16 protein-coding genes are annotated in these 18,880 nt (G+C 54.0%); 8 read left to right on the top strand and 8 right to left on the bottom strand.

Annotated elements, in window-relative coordinates:
• Window positions 1-11 precede the first annotated feature (11 nt).
• The 3 genes from PMI41_RS04095 to PMI41_RS24930 form a co-directional block, all read right to left on the bottom strand.
• Window positions 12-1,115 (bottom strand): NADH:flavin oxidoreductase/NADH oxidase, encoded by a 1,104-nt coding sequence (locus PMI41_RS04095; RefSeq protein ID WP_008122079.1) that lies wholly within the window; start codon window positions 1,113-1,115, stop codon window positions 12-14.
• A gap of 90 nt (window positions 1,116-1,205) precedes the next feature.
• A complete protein-coding gene (locus tag PMI41_RS24140; protein WP_008122075.1) occupies window positions 1,206-1,958 on the bottom strand; it encodes a GGDEF domain-containing protein in 753 nt (250 codons plus the stop codon).
• A complete protein-coding gene (locus PMI41_RS24930) occupies window positions 1,955-2,602 on the bottom strand; it encodes a hypothetical protein (RefSeq protein WP_157179303.1) in 648 nt (215 codons plus the stop codon). The genes PMI41_RS24140 and PMI41_RS24930 overlap by 4 nt, the downstream gene beginning before the upstream one ends.
• Before the next feature lie 60 nt (window positions 2,603-2,662).
• Between PMI41_RS24930 and PMI41_RS04075 the strand changes: the two genes are divergently transcribed.
• The gene (locus PMI41_RS04075) at window positions 2,663-3,031 is read left to right on the top strand and encodes a hypothetical protein (protein WP_008122071.1); all 369 of its coding nucleotides are present in this window, start codon (window positions 2,663-2,665) and stop codon (window positions 3,029-3,031) included.
• Window positions 3,032-3,090: 59 nt separating this feature from the next.
• Here the strand turns inward: PMI41_RS04075 and PMI41_RS04070 are convergent, their stop codons facing one another.
• The 4 genes from PMI41_RS04070 to PMI41_RS04055 all read right to left on the bottom strand — a co-directional run bounded on the left by PMI41_RS04070 (window position 3,091) and on the right by PMI41_RS04055 (window position 5,556).
• Entirely contained in the window at window positions 3,091-3,762 is a 672-nt protein-coding gene (locus PMI41_RS04070) for a carbonic anhydrase (RefSeq protein ID WP_008122069.1), read from the bottom strand.
• Window positions 3,763-3,823: 61 nt separating this feature from the next.
• A complete protein-coding gene (locus PMI41_RS04065; RefSeq protein WP_008122068.1) occupies window positions 3,824-4,360 on the bottom strand; it encodes a GNAT family N-acetyltransferase in 537 nt (178 codons plus the stop codon).
• Window positions 4,361-4,364: 4 nt separating this feature from the next.
• On the bottom strand, window positions 4,365-5,246 hold the full coding sequence (gene pdxY / locus PMI41_RS04060; protein ID WP_008122066.1) for a pyridoxal kinase PdxY: 882 nt from the start codon (window positions 5,244-5,246) through the stop codon (window positions 4,365-4,367).
• Window positions 5,247-5,307: 61 nt separating this feature from the next.
• Complete coding sequence (locus tag PMI41_RS04055) at window positions 5,308-5,556, bottom strand: hypothetical protein (protein ID WP_008122062.1); 249 nt, start codon at window positions 5,554-5,556, stop codon at window positions 5,308-5,310.
• A gap of 290 nt (window positions 5,557-5,846) precedes the next feature.
• Between PMI41_RS04055 and PMI41_RS04050 the strand changes: the two genes are divergently transcribed.
• From PMI41_RS04050 to PMI41_RS04030, 5 genes are all read left to right on the top strand, one after another.
• On the top strand, window positions 5,847-6,473 hold the full coding sequence (locus PMI41_RS04050; RefSeq protein ID WP_008122060.1) for a LemA family protein: 627 nt from the start codon (window positions 5,847-5,849) through the stop codon (window positions 6,471-6,473).
• A gap of 66 nt (window positions 6,474-6,539) precedes the next feature.
• Entirely contained in the window at window positions 6,540-7,325 is a 786-nt protein-coding gene (locus PMI41_RS04045; RefSeq protein ID WP_081497098.1) for a YgcG family protein, read from the top strand.
• The gene (locus tag PMI41_RS04040) at window positions 7,319-7,960 is read left to right on the top strand and encodes a TPM domain-containing protein (protein WP_086003503.1); all 642 of its coding nucleotides are present in this window, start codon (window positions 7,319-7,321) and stop codon (window positions 7,958-7,960) included. The genes PMI41_RS04045 and PMI41_RS04040 overlap by 7 nt, the downstream gene beginning before the upstream one ends.
• A gap of 107 nt (window positions 7,961-8,067) precedes the next feature.
• Window positions 8,068-12,861 (top strand): NAD-glutamate dehydrogenase, encoded by a 4,794-nt coding sequence (locus PMI41_RS04035; protein WP_008122054.1) that lies wholly within the window; start codon window positions 8,068-8,070, stop codon window positions 12,859-12,861.
• Between the two features lie 207 nt (window positions 12,862-13,068).
• Window positions 13,069-14,430, top strand: a complete 1,362-nt coding sequence (locus tag PMI41_RS04030; RefSeq protein ID WP_008122052.1) for an MFS transporter — start codon at window positions 13,069-13,071, stop codon at window positions 14,428-14,430.
• Here PMI41_RS04030 and purH read toward each other — a convergent pair.
• Window positions 14,420-16,036, bottom strand: coding sequence for a bifunctional phosphoribosylaminoimidazolecarboxamide formyltransferase/IMP cyclohydrolase (purH, locus tag PMI41_RS04025; protein WP_008122049.1), 1,617 nt, complete (start codon window positions 16,034-16,036; stop codon window positions 14,420-14,422). The two genes, PMI41_RS04030 and purH, sit on opposite strands and share 11 nt — an antisense overlap.
• A gap of 332 nt (window positions 16,037-16,368) precedes the next feature.
• Between purH and PMI41_RS04020 the strand changes: the two genes are divergently transcribed.
• Both PMI41_RS04020 and PMI41_RS04015 read left to right on the top strand, forming a co-directional pair.
• Window positions 16,369-17,298, top strand: a complete 930-nt coding sequence (locus PMI41_RS04020; protein ID WP_008122046.1) for a transferrin-binding protein-like solute binding protein — start codon at window positions 16,369-16,371, stop codon at window positions 17,296-17,298.
• A 156-nt stretch (window positions 17,299-17,454) separates the two neighbouring features.
• On the top strand, window positions 17,455-18,777 hold the full coding sequence (locus PMI41_RS04015; RefSeq protein ID WP_157179302.1) for a surface lipoprotein assembly modifier: 1,323 nt from the start codon (window positions 17,455-17,457) through the stop codon (window positions 18,775-18,777).
• Window positions 18,778-18,880: the final 103 nt, after the last annotated feature.

Genomic DNA, 18,880 nt, shown 5'->3' with positions numbered 1-18,880 from the left:
CTTTTCGGCGTTCAATCGGTGTGGGCGAAAAGCTTTGGATGAGCGCGAGGCTGACATCGCAAATATTGCGGCGGCGCGAACGTTTTTGCGCCGAGTGCAGCTGCCGCATGCCACGGCCACCGTGGATTATAAAGAATTGCGCGCGCAAGTCCGATGGCATCGGCATCACCGTTGGCGATAATTGCCTCGGCATGTTCCGGCTCATTGATCAGGCCTACGGCAATCGTCGTCATCCCGGTTTCTGCCTTGATTTTGCGAGCGAGATTAACTTGATAGCCGGGGCTCAGTTGCATTTGCTGCAAGGGTGAAAGACCACCGCTGGAGACATGGATTGCTGTGCAACCGAGCTTCTCCAGCGCCTTGGCAAAGGCAATCGTCATATCGACGTCCCAGCCGCCCTCAACCCAATCCGTGGCTGATACCCGTATCCATACCGGCTTGTCCGCCGGGAAAGCTGCGCGCACAGCTTCAAACACTTCGAGGGGAAAGCGCATGCGGTTTTCCAGGCTGCCGCCATACTCGTCCTTGCGCTTGTTCGACAGTGGCGAAAGAAACTCATGCAAGAGATAACCGTGGGCCCCATGCACTTCAATGCCGTCTATCCCTAGCCGAGCGGAGCGTTCAGCGGCTGCTGCAAAGGCATCCCGAATGCGCACAAGCCCCGTTTTATCGAGTTCTGTAGGGGCATCATATTCATTGAGGTAGGGAATTGCGGAAGGCGCTTCCGTTTCCCACCCGTCCGAATGGCCGGGCGCGATCTGCCCGCCCCCCTTCCAGGGTAGGTCAGTTGAAGCTTTACGTCCTGCATGTGCCAGCTGTATTGCAATCGGCATGGGGGAGTGATCGCGGATTGCTTTCACGACGCGGGCAAGCGCTGCTTCATTCTCGTCATTGTAAAGTCCGAGATCCTTGTAGGATATCCGGCCTTCAGGTGTCACTGCAGTTGCTTCAGTGATCAGCAGACCGGCACCTGAAAGGGCCAGATTGCCAAGATGCATCATATGCCAGTCCGTCGCGCTGCCGCCTTCAGCCGAATATTGGCACATGGGGGCGATGATAATACGATTTGGCAGGTCTAGCGTACCCAAACGCAATGGCTGAAATAAATGGCTCATGATTGGACCTCGGGGGATTCATGGGAGAGGAACTGTTGTTGGCAAGATGAAGGGAGTCTGCAGGCAATTCAAGCCAGCTGGCGCTGCCCTTTAGCTGGCAGGCCCGAAGATGATGCGGTCACGCCCCTGATTTTTTGCCAGATAAAGACATTGATCAGCGCTATCCACCAACTGTTCCAGTTTTTGGCCCGGAGCGTGAAAAGCAACACCGATGCTGACAGTTATCGAAACATCGCGGTCACCAGCGCGTCTCGTAACTGCCCTGCAGCCAGCAAGTATTCTGTTGGCAACCCATGCGGCTTGGCCATAATCGGCGTCGGCAAGAAAAACTGCAAATTCCTCGCCGCCAAAGCGTGCACCTACATCGCGGCGCCCCATCATTTCACGTATCAAGATCCCGATATCAAGCACAATATCGTCTCCCACCGCATGCCCGTACCGGTCATTGATCTGTTTCAGATGATCAACATCCACGTAGAGTACGGCGCCCGCGCTCAGAACAGGATTGCTGGCCTGAATGAAATGACTGACGCGGAGATAGAATTCATGGCGGGTGTAGAGCCCGGTCATTCCGTCTTTGCGAAAAGCAATATCCAGCTCGCCGGTCATCTGTTTCAGCCGGTAGTTCCAGCTGACGAGAAAGGCGCATAGAGGGCCCCCAACCGTGAATACGATAATCGTTGTCAGGTAGATTGTTCGATCAAGCCGGGTATATCCGCCAAGCATGAAGAATGCCGCAGCCATGGCGTCCGCCAACACGGCACCAAGGCTCACCATAATCAGAACTTGCATAACCGGCGACAGACTCGCGAATCTCGTCGACCAGTGGTTGTATAGATTCATTTCCACCTTCCAGCATTCATAGGCAAGCATATGCTTTGGGAATGAAAAAATCTTTCCGAAATAAGGTGAACAAGTCCTGATTCTAATTCAGGTTTTGAATAACAGGCAAAAAAAAGAGCCGGACTAAAAAGCCCGGCCTGAATTGTGAAGGTTAAAAAACCTCCAGAGGGGAACAGCCATCGCGGCAAAATGGGAGGAGTACCGCGACGACTGACGATAACATAGGCCTCTTTTTGCAGCGCAGCAATCGCTATAATTGCATAGCTGCTATGCAAAACGGTGAAAATATAGACAAGCCAGGCGCATTTGTGAGCAGGTGCAGCATGGTTATCCAACAAAGCTGCTGAAAGATTGCGATTTAACGCGATCCGCAGCCTGTTGCGTGATAGGCACCGCACATCACGTCCCGATACACGGCAAGGAGCCCGCAAAATGGCGATAAAATTCGCACAGAAGACAGGTGACACGAAAACTCCTCCGGCGGACAAGGTTTCGGTGAAGACAAAAGCACCAGAAACAGCAAAGGCCGCAACGCCTGAAGTTAACGCGACCGATGGCGGTGCCGATCTTTTCGAAAACAGGTCTGGAACCCAAAAGCGCAAGAAGAAGCGTTGAGCACGATTGTCAAATAGTAACTCTTTCATTCACTCTCTGTTCATCGATAAAGGCGCACCCATGGGTTGCAGACTTTAAAGGAGCATTTCATGAAACGTGTAATTTCAGCAATTGGTGCGGGTATTGTCGCCGTTATTATCGGGTTAACTTCGGTTGTCTCGTCTTATGCAGCACCGGTTACAGCCCTGCAGGTACAGGTCACTTCAAGTGTTGAAAAGGCGCAATATCGCGAGAAGCGCAAGCACCGTGCTGAAAAGCGGCATGACCGCCGGGACCGATATGAGCGATATGATCGCCGCTCGCATGTCGAAAACAGACGTGAACGCGAACGTCGCTGGAACGGCCATCGTGGCTATCGGGAAAAGCGAGCCGGCTATCGCCGCGGTCATGATGGCTGGTGGTACCCCCGGGCGGCTTTTGGTGAAATCCAGATTATGAAGCGTTCGACGGATCATTAAAAAGTAAAAGAAAAAAGCGGCTCACAAGGCCGCTTTTTTGTCAGCTCAAATTGAACAGCTCAAGCAGACTTTTCGGCGGCCGGATTGCCTTCGGGATCAGGCCGCAGGAAATCGCCTGTTTCCGGGTTCATGATCCATAATTCACCCGTTGAAATATCGAACCAAGCGCCATGGAGCGACAGCCGCCCCTTCTTTTCCAGAATATCGACGCAGGGGAAACTGCGCAGGTTCTTCAGGGAATAACGGATGGAGATACGCTCCAGCGCGGTCTGGCGCTCGAATGGCGTCATCAGTTCGTTTGCCGCGACAGCTTCCGCAGCGGGGGCCACAAGGCTCATCCACTTGCCGATGAAGTCGCCGGGCGACAAGGGTGCGCTGTCCGGGCTCAGCGCGGCTTTGATGCCGCCGCAACGGCCGTGACCCATGACAACAATATGTTTGACCTTGAGGCTCTGCACTGCGAATTCAAGTGCTGCCGAAGTGGAATGATATTCGCCGTCAGGTGAATAGGGCGGTACAAGATTGGCAACGTTACGAACCACGAAGATTTCGCCGGGTGCCGTATCGAAGATGATTTCAGGGGCGGATCTGGAATCGCAGCAGGCAATAACCAAGGTTTCCGGCGTCTGACCCTGTTCGGCCAATTGCTTGTAGCGCAGCGTCTCATTCGAGAAGCGGTGTGCCATGAAGTTGCGATAACCGGTGAGGAGTCTCTCGGGAAGCAGTGTCATGAGTTTGCTCTAATACTGATTGCTTGGAAATTCAATCGGCTTGGCAGCAAGGGTTTGCCGCTCAGAAAGTCAGATACCAGAATAATGCAGTTTCATGGCGAGTGGCAGGAATTGCAGAATATATGCCTGTGTCGAATCCCCGCAGGATGAATCCATAGCGTTGGTAGAAAAGGCAGGCATTGACGTTGTTGTCCTGCGTTTCCAGCATAATCCCCGGGAGGCCGCGTGTCTTCGCCCAACCGGCGGCCGCGTCGATCAGCATCCGTCCGATGCCCGCTTTGCGGTGGTGAATATCCACCTTGATATTATCGATCAGGGCGTAACCATTCCAGTTTTCGCTGACGAGCAGCAATCCGGCCGGCTTTTCCTTCTCATAGGCGATCATGGCAAGCTTTGAATCTGTTTCAATATAGCTGGCAAGGTCATCCTGATCGTCACGCTCATAGGTTTTGATGCGCGGCTCTGTGGGGGCAATTGAAAAATCAACATTGCCGTTTACAGCAGAGAGCACCAAGCAGGAATCTACCTGGAACGATCCATCGATCACATCCGCATCGTCGACAAGCTCCGTCGTGAGTTGTTTCAGGACGACTGCCATTATATCAGGCCCTGATGCCTTTGGTTGGGTGGGTCAAGTGCCGCATCTGCACCATTGCCATGGGCGTTGAAAGGCTGGAGGCGTCAGCTTCGAGCATCAGTTCATCGGCGCCGCGCTTGGCAGACCGCGCCATTATTTCAAAGACTGAAGCAGTGGTGCGTTGCAGAACTTGTTCCAGTTCAATTCCGGAAAGCATGCGCGCAAGGAACAGGGCGGATGTCAGATCGCCAAGGCCATTGGTTGGCCCGGTAACGAGGCGATGTTCGGCAAGCAGCGCAAGTGTGTGATTGACCAGAAGATTGCCCGTGCCACCTGCCAGCATTGGATGGGCAGAGGTGACGAGCATTGTTGCCGGACCTGCATGAAGCGCCGCCTGCATGACCGCTTTGTTGTCGGGCAGGTCGGCACCTGCCAGCCAGGCAAGCTCGAAACGGTTGGGAGTCGAGATATCGGCAAGCGGCATCAACTCGTCTCTTATTGCGGTGGCCGTTGCTTCCGGAACGTAGAGGCCCTTTTCGTCGCCAATGACTGGATCGCAAAGATAGAGAACGTTCTTGTTCTTAGCCTTTATTGTTTTGACGAGGCGCGCCACTGCTGACGCTTGCGCTGCATTGCCAAGATAACCCGTCATGATGCCGCTGATTTCACCAAGCCAAGGCGCACGTTCAAGGTCCGCGATAAGATCGTCAAACTGTTCAACCGGCGGAACGATACGCTTTGCCGGCCCATGTCCCGGATGCCACGGCAAAATGACAGTGGGGACCGCCCAGACGGGATGTCCGAGCGTTTCGAGCGCAAAGACGGCGGCACGATTGCCGACCGAGCCGCGCACGACATGGCTGGAGATGACGATAACAGCATTGGAAGAGATGGCGGGGTTACTCATCGGGGTACTCATGCGAGTGGGAGAAGGCAAAGATTAGGGTTTTGACTCTAGGGTCCGGACCCTAACCCAGGCCGAAGAAGGAAATCACGAACCAGATAAACATGGCGATGACGACAAGCAATCCCAAGCCCCTGCCGATACGCGTGCCGAGAACCTCGATAGGATCCGCTGCATCAGTATCCTTGGCGGAAAAATGGCCTTTCGTACGGTCAGTAAAGGAAAGCCCGCTCGAAACATTTTCGTCGCCCACACGTTGCAGTATGCGCTGCGCTTCCTTGTCTTGCCGATCGTCTCTGTTGCTGCCTGTCATGGTGGCCCCATTGCTTCGCGTCCAGCATAGCGCTTTGCCGGTTCCTTTTGGAATAAAAAATAGCTAGGCTCGCGCATATTCGGCACTAGTGGAGTGAATTTGACATTTGCATCTCTTCCGGTCGCAAGCTGTGGGCAAATGTCAAACTCGTAAACTCCACTAGAAGTATATACTTGCTAGTGGTCCTTTTGATTCTAAAATTCGTCGTGTGAGCCTAATCGAAATGGGATACGAATGTTAGAATCAGGCCACTAGCCGGATGGGACGAGTAGAAAACTGGAGAGCGGATTATGCAGACCACCATTTTTTCAACCGGGCGCCGCTGGCCCTCGAGCCGCGTACTTTCTGTTCTTGCGCTGACCTTGCTTGTCCCGCTGCTATCAGCTTGCGGATTCAACACGATCCCAACCAATGAAGAGCGCGCCAAGGCGGCATGGAGCGAGGTTCTGAACCAATATCAGCGCCGTGCAGACCTTATTCCCAATCTGGTTGAAACCGTCAAAGGTTATGCAGCACAGGAAAAAGACGTGCTGACATCGGTAGTTGAAGCGCGTGCCAAGGCGACTTCCGTACAGGTTTCGCCTGAAACATTGACTGACCCCAATGCAATGAAGGTGTTTCAGGAGAATCAGGCGCAGTTGACTGGCGCCCTGTCGCGATTGCTGGCTGTGGTCGAGAATTATCCGGATTTGAAGTCCAACCAGAACTTCCTCGCCTTGCAGTCGCAACTAGAGGGCACGGAAAACCGCATTGCCGTGGCGCGCCGCGATTATATCGAGGCGGTGAGGGTCTATAATACAGCACTGAAAACCATGCCGACCATGATCTGGGCGTGGATCTGGTTCACAGGCAATGAGCCTTACCAGACATTCAATATCGAAGAATCAGCCAAGCAGACGCCGCAGGTGAAGTTCTAGGCATTTGATGTGAAAGCACTGCATCCAATAGCTGCCGGTGTCAGCCGCTTTTGGCTGACTTTGGTGATGCTCGCTGTCTTCTCTGTTCATGCGTTTGCTGCAGAGTTGCCGGCATTGACGGGCCGTGTCGTGGACGGTGCCAATGTTATCGATGCGGCGACACGTCAGGCAATTACGCAAAAGCTCGAGGCTTTCGAGGCAAAATCCTCCGATCAGGTGGTTGTGGTAACGGTGCCGGATCTGGATGGTGAAGCGATAGAGCCATATTCGAATCGGCTCTACCGCAGCTGGGCGCTTGGACAGCAGCAGGAAAACAATGGTGTTCTTCTGGTGGTCGCCCCCAATGATCGCAAGGTGCGCATCGAGGTTGGCTATGGACTTGAAGGCACGCTGACTGATCTTTTGTCAAAACTCATCATTGAAAACGCCATCATTCCGGGGTTTCGCTCGGGCGACTATTCCGGCGGCATATCGCGGGGGGTGGACGACATACTGAGCGTGCTCTCCGGCGATGCTGCAGAGCTGGAAGCGCGCGCCAAGCGCAATATAAAAGAGCCGGGCAGCGAGGTTGACTGGTTCATGGTGATCTTCATCACCATTTGGGTGATCATCTTCTTCGGCGGGTTCGGCATAGCGGTTCTCGCGCCGATTTTCGGGCAGAAGATCGGGCCAGGACAATATCGCTGGCTGGGGATGAATATCGACACAAGGCCAAAAAAGGGCGGCAGTGGCAGCAATAGCGGCGGCTGGTCCTCCGGCGGTGGTGGCTGGTCGTCTGGTGGAGGCGGCGGTGGTGGATTTTCGGGCGGCGGCGGTTCTTCCGGCGGCGGCGGCGCATCGGGGAGCTGGTAGCCATGTCACTGATTACGAATGATGATCATAAACGTGTCGCTGAGGCTATCCGCGCAGCTGAAAGCCGTACCAGCGGCGAAATATATGCGGTGGTGGCGCGGCGGAGCGACAGCTATTTCTTTGTGGCCGGTTTTGCAGCCGCCTGCGGAATTCTGCTCGCGAGCGTCATCGTAGCGCTGGCAGCACATTGGTATTGGTTCACGATCCCGCTTCCGACTTTCGGGCTGGCAATTCTGGCAGCCTTCCTGACTGCGATACTTTTACTGTGGCTGATGCCGGGAGTGACAATGCTGCTTGTGCCGCGGCGTGTTCGATATCGCCGGGCACATCAGAATGCGGTTCAGCAATTTCTTGCACGCAATGTTCATCTGACGAGCGAGCGTACCGGGATACTGCTTTTCGTTTCGCTGGCAGAACAATATGCCGAAGTGATTGCCGATGCGGGAATCAATGCCAAAGTACACCAGGACGAGTGGAATGGAATTGTAAGTTTGCTAACCCACCATGCCAAAAAAGGCGAACTCGCGTCCGGTTTCCTGCTGGCGATAGAAAAAGCCGGATTGCTGCTGGAGGAACATTTCCCCGTCAGCCCCGGAGACATCAATGAACTCGATGATCATCTCGTCGAATTGTAATTTTCTTGCGTGTCACGCTATTTTCACGTCCACGTGCAATTTGGGGTCGAAAAGCCTTATTTAATGGCTATGATCGGTCAGTTTTGAGGATTCAGGGGGGATATTTTATGGTTTCCAGCAAAAATTCCGAGAAGAAAGCCAAACCGGCGACAAAAGCCACAAAGACTGCAACCACAAAAACCAAGGTCCGGCTCTTCGAGGAACTGCTGTTTGCGCGCGCTCCAGAAGAGGATTTGGCGGTCTATGATGCTGGAGCGCTGAGCGCTTCCGCCAAGCTTGCCGAAGATGCGCTTAGCCGGTTCAAATCGGGCAAGCCGCTGATCGATCTTTCCGATGGCAGTGCAATCTCCCGCGATGGCAGACCGATAACCGTTGTTACCCTCATCAACGACAATATGCCATTCCTGCTCGACTCGGTTCTGGGCGAGATCAGCGAACGCGTCAGTTCAGTCTATCTGGTGCTGCACCCGGTGATGGATATAGATAAAAAGAGCGGCGCGGTCATCGGTGCAGCCGGTCCCGATAAGCCCGGGAAAGATGAAGCACGCGTTTCCGTGATGCAGATCCATGTGCCTGCGCTGGATGCTCCCTCGCGTGAAATCATGCTGGCAGCGCTTAATCTTGTGCTCAAACAGGTCCGCGAAGCTGTCAATGATCGCGCGGCAATGTCTGCCCGTCTTGATGATGCCATTGAGGCCTACAAGTCCGGCAAAACACCAATGAAGAAAGCTGCCGCAGATGAAGCGGTGGAATTCCTTGAATGGCTGCGTGACAATAATTTCACCTTCCTTGGCGTCCGTGAGTATGACTATCAGGGCGATGGCAATCAGGGTGAGCTTGAACGTTCGGGCAAGCCCGGTCTCGGCATTCTGCGCGATCCCGATGTGCGCGTTCTCAAGCGTGGCAATCAGGGCGTGACGACAACGCCGCAGATTATCGCGTTTCTTACAGGGCCAGAGCCTCTGATCGTCACCAAGGCCAATACCAAGTCGCTGGTGCATCGTCGCGGCTATATGGATTATATCGGCGTTAAAACTTATGACGCGGCAGGGAAAGTCAGCGGCGAGCTGCGGTTTGTCGGCCTGTTTACGTCGGGCGCTTATACACGTTCAGTGCTGAAAATTCCTTATCTCCGCTCAAAGACCGAGAGTGTCATCAGCCGTCTTGGCTTCAACCGCGAAGATCATTCCGGCAAGCAGCTCATCAAGGTTCTGGAGGGCTATCCTCGCGACGATCTTTTCCAGATTGACGTCAAGACATTGACGCGCAATGCCGAGATCATCCTCGCCTTGGGCGAGCGCCCGCGTGTGCGTGTCCTGCCGCGCATTGATCCATTCGGCCGGTTTGCTTCGATCATCGTCTATGTTCCGCGCGAGCGTTACGATTCCGTTGTACGGGAGAAGATGGGATCGTATTTCGCTTCGGTCTATGATGGACACGTATCAGCCTATTATCCGGCGTTTCCGGAAGGAAATCTCGCCCGCGTGCATTTCATTATAGGCCATGCGGAGAATGATTTCCCCAAGGTCAAGCGTGAGGCGCTTGAAGAGAATGTCCGCGCCATTGTCCGCACTTGGGAGGATGCTGTCGCAGAAGTTGGCGACCGCACCGGCTCGGCGGAATTCACGGCGCTTGCTGCCGCTTTCCCTGACAGTTACCGCGAAAACTTTTCGCCTGACGAGGCGCTGGTCGATGCCGGACGTATTGCAGGTCTGACACGCAATAATCCCCTCTTTGTCGATTTTTATCGCCATCACACTGACGGTCCGGGTGCCGCATCCCTGAAGATTTATCATTACGGCTCGGCGGTTGCGCTTTCGCAGCGCGTTCCTTTACTGGAAAATATGGGCTTCCGCGTTATCAGCGAGCAGACATTTGCTCTGCCGGCGGCAGATGGCAGCCCGCTTTTCGTGCATGACATGGAGCTGACCAGTACGTCTGGAACTCCCATCGGTCTTGCCGATGATGGCGACCTGTTCGAGGAAGTTTTCCGCAGTATCTGGAACGGTGCTTCGGACAATGACGGCTATAATGCACTGGCGCTTACGGGTCAGCTTGCATCGCGGCAGATTATCATTCTGCGTGCCTATGGCCGTTATCTGCAGCAGGCGGGTATTCCCTATTCGCAGGATTTCATTGCCGCGACGCTGAACCGCTATCCGGCAATAGCAAAGCAGATTTTCGATCTGTTCGACCAACGCCTCAATCCGGCAAGGAACAAGGCGGGAGAGGCGAAGTCGCAAACTGCACAGCAGAAGCTACGCGCGAAGATCGAGGAAGCGTTGCAAGGTGTGCCGAGTCTCGATGACGACCGCATTCTCCGCCGCTTCCTTAACCTTATCGAATCGACTTTGCGCACCAACGCCTTTGCCCCGGAAGAGGATGGCAGCGAGCGTATTACACTGGCCTTCAAGCTAGACCCGCGGGCTTTGGACGAATTGCCTGCACCGCGTCCATATCGCGAAATTTTCGTTTATGGTCCCGAGGTCGAGGGCGTACATCTGCGTTTTGGCCCTGTTGCGCGTGGTGGTCTGCGCTGGTCGGATCGAGCGCAGGATTATCGCACCGAGGTTCTGGGTCTGGTCAAGGCTCAGCAGGTGAAGAATGCCGTTATCGTGCCAGTGGGCGCGAAGGGCGGCTTCTATCCGAAGCGGCTTCCGACAGGCACCGACCGGAATGCGATTTTCGAAGCAGGTCGCGCCGCCTATATCACTTTCATTTCCACGTTGCTGTCTGTGACGGACAATCTGCACGGGGAGAATATTGTTCCGCCCGAGAATGTCATCCGGCTTGATGGTGACGACCCCTATTTCGTCGTCGCTGCGGATAAGGGCACAGCCACATTCTCGGATACGGCCAACGCCATCAGTCAGGCCCATGATTTCTGGCTGGACGATGCTTTCGCTTCTGGCGGCTCGGTTGGTTATGACCACAAGAAAATGGGCATTACCGCTCGCGGTGCCTGGGAGGCCGTCAAACGTCATTTCCGAGAGATCGGAACTGATATCCAGACGACGCCATTCACCGCTGTTGGTGTGGGCGACATGTCCGGCGATGTGTTCGGCAATGGCATGCTGTTGTCGCCACAGACCAAGCTGATCGCGGCTTTTGACCATCGCGATATCTTCATCGACCCTGAACCCAATGTGAAGTCCACATTGAAAGAGCGGCAGCGTCTGTTCGACCTTCCGCGTTCCAGCTGGCAGGACTTCGACAAGTCGAAGATTTCCGCAGGTGGCGGTGTCTTCTCACGCTCGCAGAAGTCGATCACGCTATCGAAAGAAGCGGCAAAGGCGATAGGCCTAAGCAAGACAACTGCAACGCCATTCGAGATCATGACGGCAATTCTCAAAGCGCCCGTCGATCTTCTGTGGTTTGGCGGTATCGGCACGTATATCCGTTCTTCGCTCGAAACCGATGCGGAGGCTGGTGATCGCTCCAATGATGCCATCCGTATTACCGGCAGCGATGTGCGGGCAAAGGTAATCGGTGAAGGTGCAAATCTCGGCGTGACGCAGAAAGCGCGTATAGAATTCGGCCTTCTGGGTGGCAGGTGTAATTCCGACGCCATTGATAATTCGGCTGGCGTCAATACGTCTGACGTTGAGGTCAATATCAAGATTGCTTTGGCTCAGGCCATGCGCAGTGGCAAGCTGAAACGCGACAAGCGTGACAAGGTGCTGGAATCAATGACCGAAGAAGTTGGCGCGCTCGTCCTGCGCAACAACTATCTGCAAACACTTGCGCTTTCGCTTGCGCAAAGACGCGGTGTTGCCGACCTTGCCTATCAGGCGCGTTTTATCAGCGACCTTGAAACGCAGAAGCTGCTTAACCGCAAGGTAGAGACCCTGCCGGATGACAAGGCATTGCAGGAGCGCCAGATTGAAGGCATTCCGCTGACCCGCGCCGAGCTTGGCGTGCTTCTGGCCTATGCCAAGATCGTTCTGTCGGATCAGCTTCTGGCGAGCGATCTGCCGGATGATCCCTATTTCGAGCGCGAACTGATGGAATATTTCCCCATTCAGATGAAAGAGGGGTTTGCGGACGAACTTCGCAGCCATCGTCTTCGCCGTGAAATCATTGCAACCCAGCTTGCCAATGACGTAATCAACAGGGGCGGGCCGACATTCGTCAGCAGGCTTTCGGACCTGACGGGACAATCGGGACCGGAAATAGTCCGCGCCTATATTATCGTCCGTGATGGCTTTGAGGTGGACGGTTTGTTCGATGCAATTGACCGGCTGGACAATACAATGCCGGGTGATGTTCAGAACGGGCTCTACGCCAAGGTTGCGCAGATGTTGAACTGGACGACGGCTTGGGTATTGCGCAATAGCAAAAATACCGATCTTGGTGCGGCAATTGCTGAAATAAAGGCGGCGCGCAATGCGTTGCTGCCACGTCTCGACAAGCTCCTGCCAGCGACCATGACAGCACTTATCCGCGAGGACACGACCAACAATGTGGCGCTTGGCGCACCGCAGGGCTTGGCCGAGCAGATGGCGCGTCTGGAAATTGCTCCGATCATTCCAGATATCGCTGCGGTGGCGCAGGCCGCCAATGTCGATATTACTGGAGCAGCAAAGGCCTATTTCGACATTTCCGAAGCCTTCCGAATCGGGCGTATCGAAGATGCTGCTCGCGGTGTTTCCGTGGCTGATTACTATGATGGGCTGGCGCTTGCCCGCGCCACCGATCTGATCAGTCAGGCGCGGCGCGGTATTGCGGTGGCAGCATTGACCCAGCATGGGAAGAAATCCGACCCGGCCAAAGAATGGCTGGCAAGCCGTGGTTCACGTCTCGAAGAGGTGCGTCAGCGCATGGCAAACATTGTCGAGACAGGTGATCTGACCGTGTCGCGACTGGCTGTCGCTGCGGGGTTATTGTCTGATCTCTCGTGATCTGAATGAGTAGCGAATAGGTGTTTGGCAGATAGTGCCGTGCGTGGTTCGACGGGGCTCACCATGAGGAAAGTTAGGTGCTTCGCGGAGAAAGAGTTACCTCTGTAAAACGGATTTCTGATCCTCAACTTCCCTCATGGTGAGCCCCGTCGAACCACGCACAGCAATGTTTATCTGACTTACAGTACCCATGAATATGGAGTCTGCATGCAACAAGCACCAAAACGCGGCATCTGGGGTTGGATGTTTTTTGACTGGGCGGCGCAGCCATTTTTCACGGTTGTTACCACCTTCATCTTCGGGCCTTATTTCGTTTCGCGCATGGTAAGTGACCCTGCGATGGGACAGGCGGCATGGGGATATGGCATTGCGGTATCAGGCTTGTTCATCGCCATATTATCGCCGGTGCTTGGTTCCATTGCCGATCAGACGGGACGGCGCAAACCCTGGATCGGTTTCTTTGCCCTTATCAAAATCCTGTCGCTTTGCATGTTGTGGTTTGCTGAACCGGGTTCAGGCCTGATCGCACCATTGATCTTCTTTTCTCTCGCATCGATCGCGGCTGAGTTTTCCATCGTGTTCAACGATTCCATGATGCCGCGGCTTGTTGCGCCAAAAGATATTGGCCGCATATCCAATATTGCATGGGGTCTTGGCTATCTCGGTGGCATGATCGTGCTGATCTTTGTCGTGGCCTTTCTGGCGGCATCGCCGGAAACCGGCAAGACGCTGCTTGGTGCCAATCCGCTTTTCGGGCTGGACCCGACCCTCTCCGAAGGTGACCGCGCGACAGGTCCTTTGTCGGCATTGTGGTATCTGGTCTTCATCCTGCCGATGTTCTTCTTCACGCCTGATGGCACGAAGGGACTGCCGGTTGGCAAGGCTGTACGTGCAGGATTGGCCGAACTCAAATCCACCATAGGGGAGGCGAGGCAAAGGCCGGGTATCGTGCGGTTTCTCGTCGGGCGCATGATCTATCAGGACGGCGTTAACGCGCTTATCGCCTTGGGCGGTGCCTTTGCCGCAACCATGTTCGGGTGGGTAACAACCGAGATAGGCATTTTCGGCATCATACTCAATGTCGTTGCTATTTTCGGATGCCTTGCCGCCAGCAAATTCGATACGCTGCTCGGCTCAAAGGTCGTGGTTGTTGTCTCGCTGGTCCTGCTGATTATTGCAACGCTGGGGATTGTCTCGACCGGGCCGGGCTATACGCTTTTCGGATTGCTGCAATTGCCGGGCGCGGATAGCGGCAGCCTGTTCGGTACACCGGCGGAAAAAGCCTATATCGGCTTCGGCCTGCTTATAGGCATTGCGTTCGGGCCGGTTCAGGCTTCATCACGCTCCTATATGGCGCGGAGCATCGCGTCCGATGAGGCAGGCCGCTACTTCGGCCTCTATGCGTTGTCGGGAAGGGCGACGAGCTTCCTTGCGCCCTTCATGGTGGCAACAGTCACGGCATTAAGTGGATCGCCACGCCTTGGCATGGCGATGATCCTTATCTTCCTGCTTGTCGGTCTGGCGATCCTCGCAAGGACGCCATACCCGGCCGCAAAAATCAGTGCCTGAAATGGCGCATGCCGGTGAAGACCATGGCAATGCCATGTTCGTCGGCCGCGGCAATCACGTCATCATCGCGCATTGATCCGCCCGGTTGGATGACAGCCGTGGCGCCCGCTGCAACGGCTGAAAGCAGGCCATCGGCAAACGGGAAGAATGCGTCGGAAGCGACGACAGAACCCTTGGTAAGCGGCGTTGATTGCCCAGCAGCCTCGGCGGCATCTTCCGCCTTGCGGGCAGCGATGCGGGCACTGTCAACGCGGCTCATCTGACCGGCGCCGATGCCGACCGCCGCGCCATCCTTGACATAGACAATGGCGTTGGACTTCACGTGCTTGGCGATGCGGAAGGCCAGCTTGAGATCAGACATTTCGGCTTCGGTCGGCGCGCGTTTGGTGACGACCTTCAAGTCCAGATCATCGACGACGCCGCTGTCGCGGGACTGAACGAGAATACCACCAGCAACTGTCTTGGCGCTGATACCACCTGCGCGCGGATCAGGCAGGCCGCCCGTTACGAGCAGGCGCAGGTTTTTCTTGGCAGCGACGATGGCCTGTGCTTCCGGCGTAGCATCCGGAGCAATAATGACCTCGGTGAAGGTCTTTACGATTTCTTCCGCAGCATCCGCATCCAGCGTTTTATTGAGCGCGACAATACCGCCAAATGCCGAGACAGGATCGCAAGCAAGCGCCTTGAGATAGGCCTCCTTGAGAGTTGCCCCCTCAGCGACGCCGCAAGGATTGGCATGCTTGATGATTGCGACGGCTGATGTGCGTTCAGGATCGAACTCGGCCACCAGTTCGAAAGCCGCGTCGGTATCATTGATGTTGTTGTAGGAAAGCTGCTTGCCCTGAAGCTGGGTAGCAGTGGCGACGCCGGGGCGCTTTTCGCCGGTAAGATAAAAGCCAGCGGACTGATGCGGGTTTTCACCATAACGCATGACAGAATGGAGATGTCCGCCAATGGCGCGGCGCGAAGGTGTTTCCGTCATCAATGCTTCGGCAAACCAGCCGGAAATAGCCGCATCATAGGTCGCCGTACGGGCATAGGCCTTGGCCGCAAGGCTCTGGCGGAACGAATAGGGCAGCGAGCCTTCGTGTTTGTCGAGCATGGCGATAACCATGTCGTAATCGCCAGTTTCTGTAACGACACCAACATAGGCATGGTTCTTGGCGGCAGCGCGGATCATGGCCGGGCCGCCGATGTCGATGTTCTCGACGATATTGGCATAGTCAGCACCGGAATGGCGGACTTCCTCGAAAGGATAGAGATTGATGACAACAAGATCGATCTCGCCGATGCCATGGGTCTTCATCGCCTCGACATGTTCCGGATCATCACGCACGGCGAGCAGTCCGCCATGTACCTTGGGGTGCAGGGTCTTGACGCGGCCATCCATGATTTCCGGAAAGTCGGTGATTTCGGAAACATCGCGAACCGGAATACCCTCGGCTGCAATGGCTTTGGACGTGCCGCCCGTGGACAGGATTTCGATGCCATGGCGATGCAGGGCATGAGCAAGAGCTATCAGGCCCGCTTTGTCGGAAACGGAAATAAGCGCCCGCTTGACTGGATGAAGATTGGGAGCGGGAAAAGATTTCGCGGCGACGGCCATGGGTTCGTCCTTAAACTTCGTATGGATCAATGGATTTGGCTTGGCCGTTAGCACAGGCCGAGCCGGAATCCTACCTTTTTGCGTAAGTTCACACGGGTGATCCAAGATTCATGTCAGGATTGTTTATCATAACGATCCGGAGCTGTCTTTTGATGGAAACTACACATTGGGTTTTAAGATTTTTTGTAATTTTTATTATAGTTTAGTATCAATTACTAGTTGAAGACGGTTGTGTAAAATAAACTCTGAAATAAACTATAGTATAATTTCCACTGTATTGCTTTGCTGATAAAACTTTAGGAATAATGTATTTTCAAATCGAGGGATTTTATATGGCTGTGAAATTGCTTTTTGTCGCTGGCCTCTGCGCGACTCTGGTCGGATGTGGCCATTCTTCAGAGAAAACTGTTTCCACATCGTCAGCTGGCAGCGAACCCGTTTCCGTACAGCCCACTGTCGCAAAACCAGAGTCGACAAAATCCGTAGCAGAATATGACCTTAAAGGTCATGGTTTTGTGACAGGAGCTGATGGAAAGTTGGTGGCGGTCAATGTTGGTGCCAAGGTCAGCGGTCTATCGGAAACAGAGTCTGCTATGTTTAAAGGCAATACGCCTCTGGTAAAGCTGGCTTATAGTGGTGATAAGCCATTTACGGGTACAACCACGGGGACGCGGCGCGACAGCGGTGAGGACTATGGGCCTTATGGCAATGATACCCGTTTTCTCATGAGTGATACATCTATCAATTCCAAGGATGCGCCGACGGCATTTGGTGTGTTCCGCGACCAATCCAGTAAAGACAAGTTTAATGCAGCTGCTTATTATGGTGGCGTGAATGCAACGAATGTGCCCACTTCCGGTCAGGCTAGCTATCGTGGCAAGTTTGCCGGCGGGATTAATGAGAGCGGCGTTGTGGGCGGCGAGCAAAGGCACGTTTCTGGAAAGTTTAATCTCGCTGCTGACTTTGGAGCAGGTACCGTCAAGGGCACTGTGTCCGAGCTTAATGCCACCCATCGAGATCCTATAATAGCGGCCGGTAACCTCAATGCAACCGACCTGACATTCGACGGTACAATAGCCAAGGACAAGCCAACCTACTCAGCAGATAAGGTCACTTTCGAGGGCGAAACCCTCGCAGCTAATGTTGAGGGCGGTTTCTACAATGCCAATGCAAGCGAGACAGCTGGTATTATCAGCGCCACGACCGATGCTGAAGACACCTCAACAATAATTGGTACGTTCCATGGTGAAAAGCAACCGTAGTTTGATGGGTGCTATCCGCATTAGGGCTAACTTACTTAGTTAATATGGAGGGGTGAGGCTAATGCATCGCCCCACTATCTTGGCTGAGGCATCGCGCCTATTCGTGTAATTTCGGCTGCCGTTCCAACCATAGTTTATGCGTCCAACTCCCGTACATTGGAAAATATCTTGCTCCAGCGTTTAGTGAAGTCATCATGCTATGGATTTGCGTTCTTGAGTTTCTTTGGGGCTGAGCCAACGCATGCCAGCGTTCAACAGGGTCCCTCTTATTCTTTTGCGCAAGTCAGGGCGTTGATCGAAGCATCAGAGTATGACGAGGCTCGCAATCTTGTTGCGACTTCTGGTGATGGTGGGAAAGCCAATCAAGTTGCCCAGATATTTACTGAAGCGCTTATACTGAAGCATCAGAGGCAGTTTCAGGCATCTGCTGAGAAGATGCAGCAAATCATTATCGCTTATCCACAATATGACAGGGTGCGCCAGGAATTGGCGCATACCTACTTCCTGTTAGGTGATGGCGAGCACGCAAAATACCAATTCGAATTGCTGGCGGCATCAAGCCAGTCTCCAGACTTCCGGTCGCTTTATAATAACTATATCGACGCTATAGATGCAAAGCGCCCTTGGACTCTTGATGGTTATATTGCACTGGCACCCAGTACGAATATTACCAGAGGCGCAAGCGAAGACACTATTTTCATAGCGGGCATCCCCTTCACTCCAAAGAATCAGAAACAAAGTGGTGTTGGTCTCAACTACGGTGTTTCGGGAACTTATCAATTCAAACTGGATGAGCGGTTCGCCTTGGCATTTGGCGGGAGCTTGGACGGCGTTAAATACCGTGATCGGGCCTTTGACGAGCTGTCAGGACAAGTCTTTTCAGAACTTTCTTATAGGACTCATGATTGGCGTTTCGGTATTGGACCAACCCTTGCGCGAACCTCTTTTGCGTGGGAGGGGCATAATTGGGGTTATGGCGTCCAGGGATATGTTCAGAAGCGGCTAGGCAACAGCGGTGACACCATTCGGATGACGGCCCGTATGCGTTATCTGGATTACGATGTTCAGGATTACCATGATGGTGTGGAAACGACCATTGGCCTTCGATATCAGCACGTGTTTTCTGCTTCTTTACTGGCCAGTGTCGGCGCTACCGCGACGCGGATGAATGCCCAGAACTTTAACGCCTATACAAGCATCCGCCCCAATTTAGAAGTTTACTCCGATCTACCATTGGGTATTCTTGGTAGTGTTGCGGCGGGATATGAGTTCCGAAACTTTGACGGCAAATTTCCCATGACTGGCAAAGGAAGGGAGGACAGGCAGTTCAGCGCGAGTGTTGGACTGACACTGAGAAAGCTGAGTTATAAAAATATTGCGCCCCGGCTGGAATATGGTTATCGCATCAATAGCTCGAATGTTGATCTCTACGATTACGATTCGCACAATTTTGGAATTTATCTGACGAAGAAGTACTAGAAAAATAAGTGCTTAATTACGGGCCGATCAATCGATTGACAGGACTCGATTATCCCTTTTGGGATTGCCGCAATATGGCCCTGTATCATACATGAACCAAAGA

The organism is Phyllobacterium sp. YR531, from assembly GCF_000282595.1.
Classification (GTDB): domain Bacteria; phylum Pseudomonadota; class Alphaproteobacteria; order Rhizobiales; family Rhizobiaceae; genus Phyllobacterium.
The sequence above is the reverse complement of the archived record's forward strand: the minus strand, read 5'-3'. Positions and strand labels throughout refer to the sequence as shown.

Excerpts from the sequence above, each read along its gene's own strand:
- PMI41_RS04095 (WP_008122079.1), bottom strand. The coding sequence starts at position 1,115 with ATGAGCCATTTATTTCAGCCATTGCGTTTGGGTACGCTAGACCTGCCA.
- PMI41_RS24140 (WP_008122075.1), bottom strand. The coding sequence starts at position 1,958 with ATGAATCTATACAACCACTGGTCGACGAGATTCGCGAGTCTGTCGCCG.
- PMI41_RS24930 (WP_157179303.1), bottom strand. The coding sequence starts at position 2,602 with ATGAAAGAGTTACTATTTGACAATCGTGCTCAACGCTTCTTCTTGCGC.
- PMI41_RS04075 (WP_008122071.1), top strand. The coding sequence starts at position 2,663 with ATGAAACGTGTAATTTCAGCAATTGGTGCGGGTATTGTCGCCGTTATT.
- PMI41_RS04070 (WP_008122069.1), bottom strand. The coding sequence starts at position 3,762 with ATGACACTGCTTCCCGAGAGACTCCTCACCGGTTATCGCAACTTCATG.
- PMI41_RS04065 (WP_008122068.1), bottom strand. The coding sequence starts at position 4,360 with ATGGCAGTCGTCCTGAAACAACTCACGACGGAGCTTGTCGACGATGCG.
- pdxY (WP_008122066.1), bottom strand. The coding sequence starts at position 5,246 with ATGAGTAACCCCGCCATCTCTTCCAATGCTGTTATCGTCATCTCCAGC.
- PMI41_RS04055 (WP_008122062.1), bottom strand. The coding sequence starts at position 5,556 with ATGACAGGCAGCAACAGAGACGATCGGCAAGACAAGGAAGCGCAGCGC.
- PMI41_RS04050 (WP_008122060.1), top strand. The coding sequence starts at position 5,847 with ATGCAGACCACCATTTTTTCAACCGGGCGCCGCTGGCCCTCGAGCCGC.
- PMI41_RS04045 (WP_081497098.1), top strand. The coding sequence starts at position 6,540 with ATGCTCGCTGTCTTCTCTGTTCATGCGTTTGCTGCAGAGTTGCCGGCA.
- PMI41_RS04035 (WP_008122054.1), top strand. The coding sequence starts at position 8,068 with ATGGTTTCCAGCAAAAATTCCGAGAAGAAAGCCAAACCGGCGACAAAA.
- PMI41_RS04030 (WP_008122052.1), top strand. The coding sequence starts at position 13,069 with ATGCAACAAGCACCAAAACGCGGCATCTGGGGTTGGATGTTTTTTGAC.
- purH (WP_008122049.1), bottom strand. The coding sequence starts at position 16,036 with ATGGCCGTCGCCGCGAAATCTTTTCCCGCTCCCAATCTTCATCCAGTC.
- PMI41_RS04020 (WP_008122046.1), top strand. The coding sequence starts at position 16,369 with ATGGCTGTGAAATTGCTTTTTGTCGCTGGCCTCTGCGCGACTCTGGTC.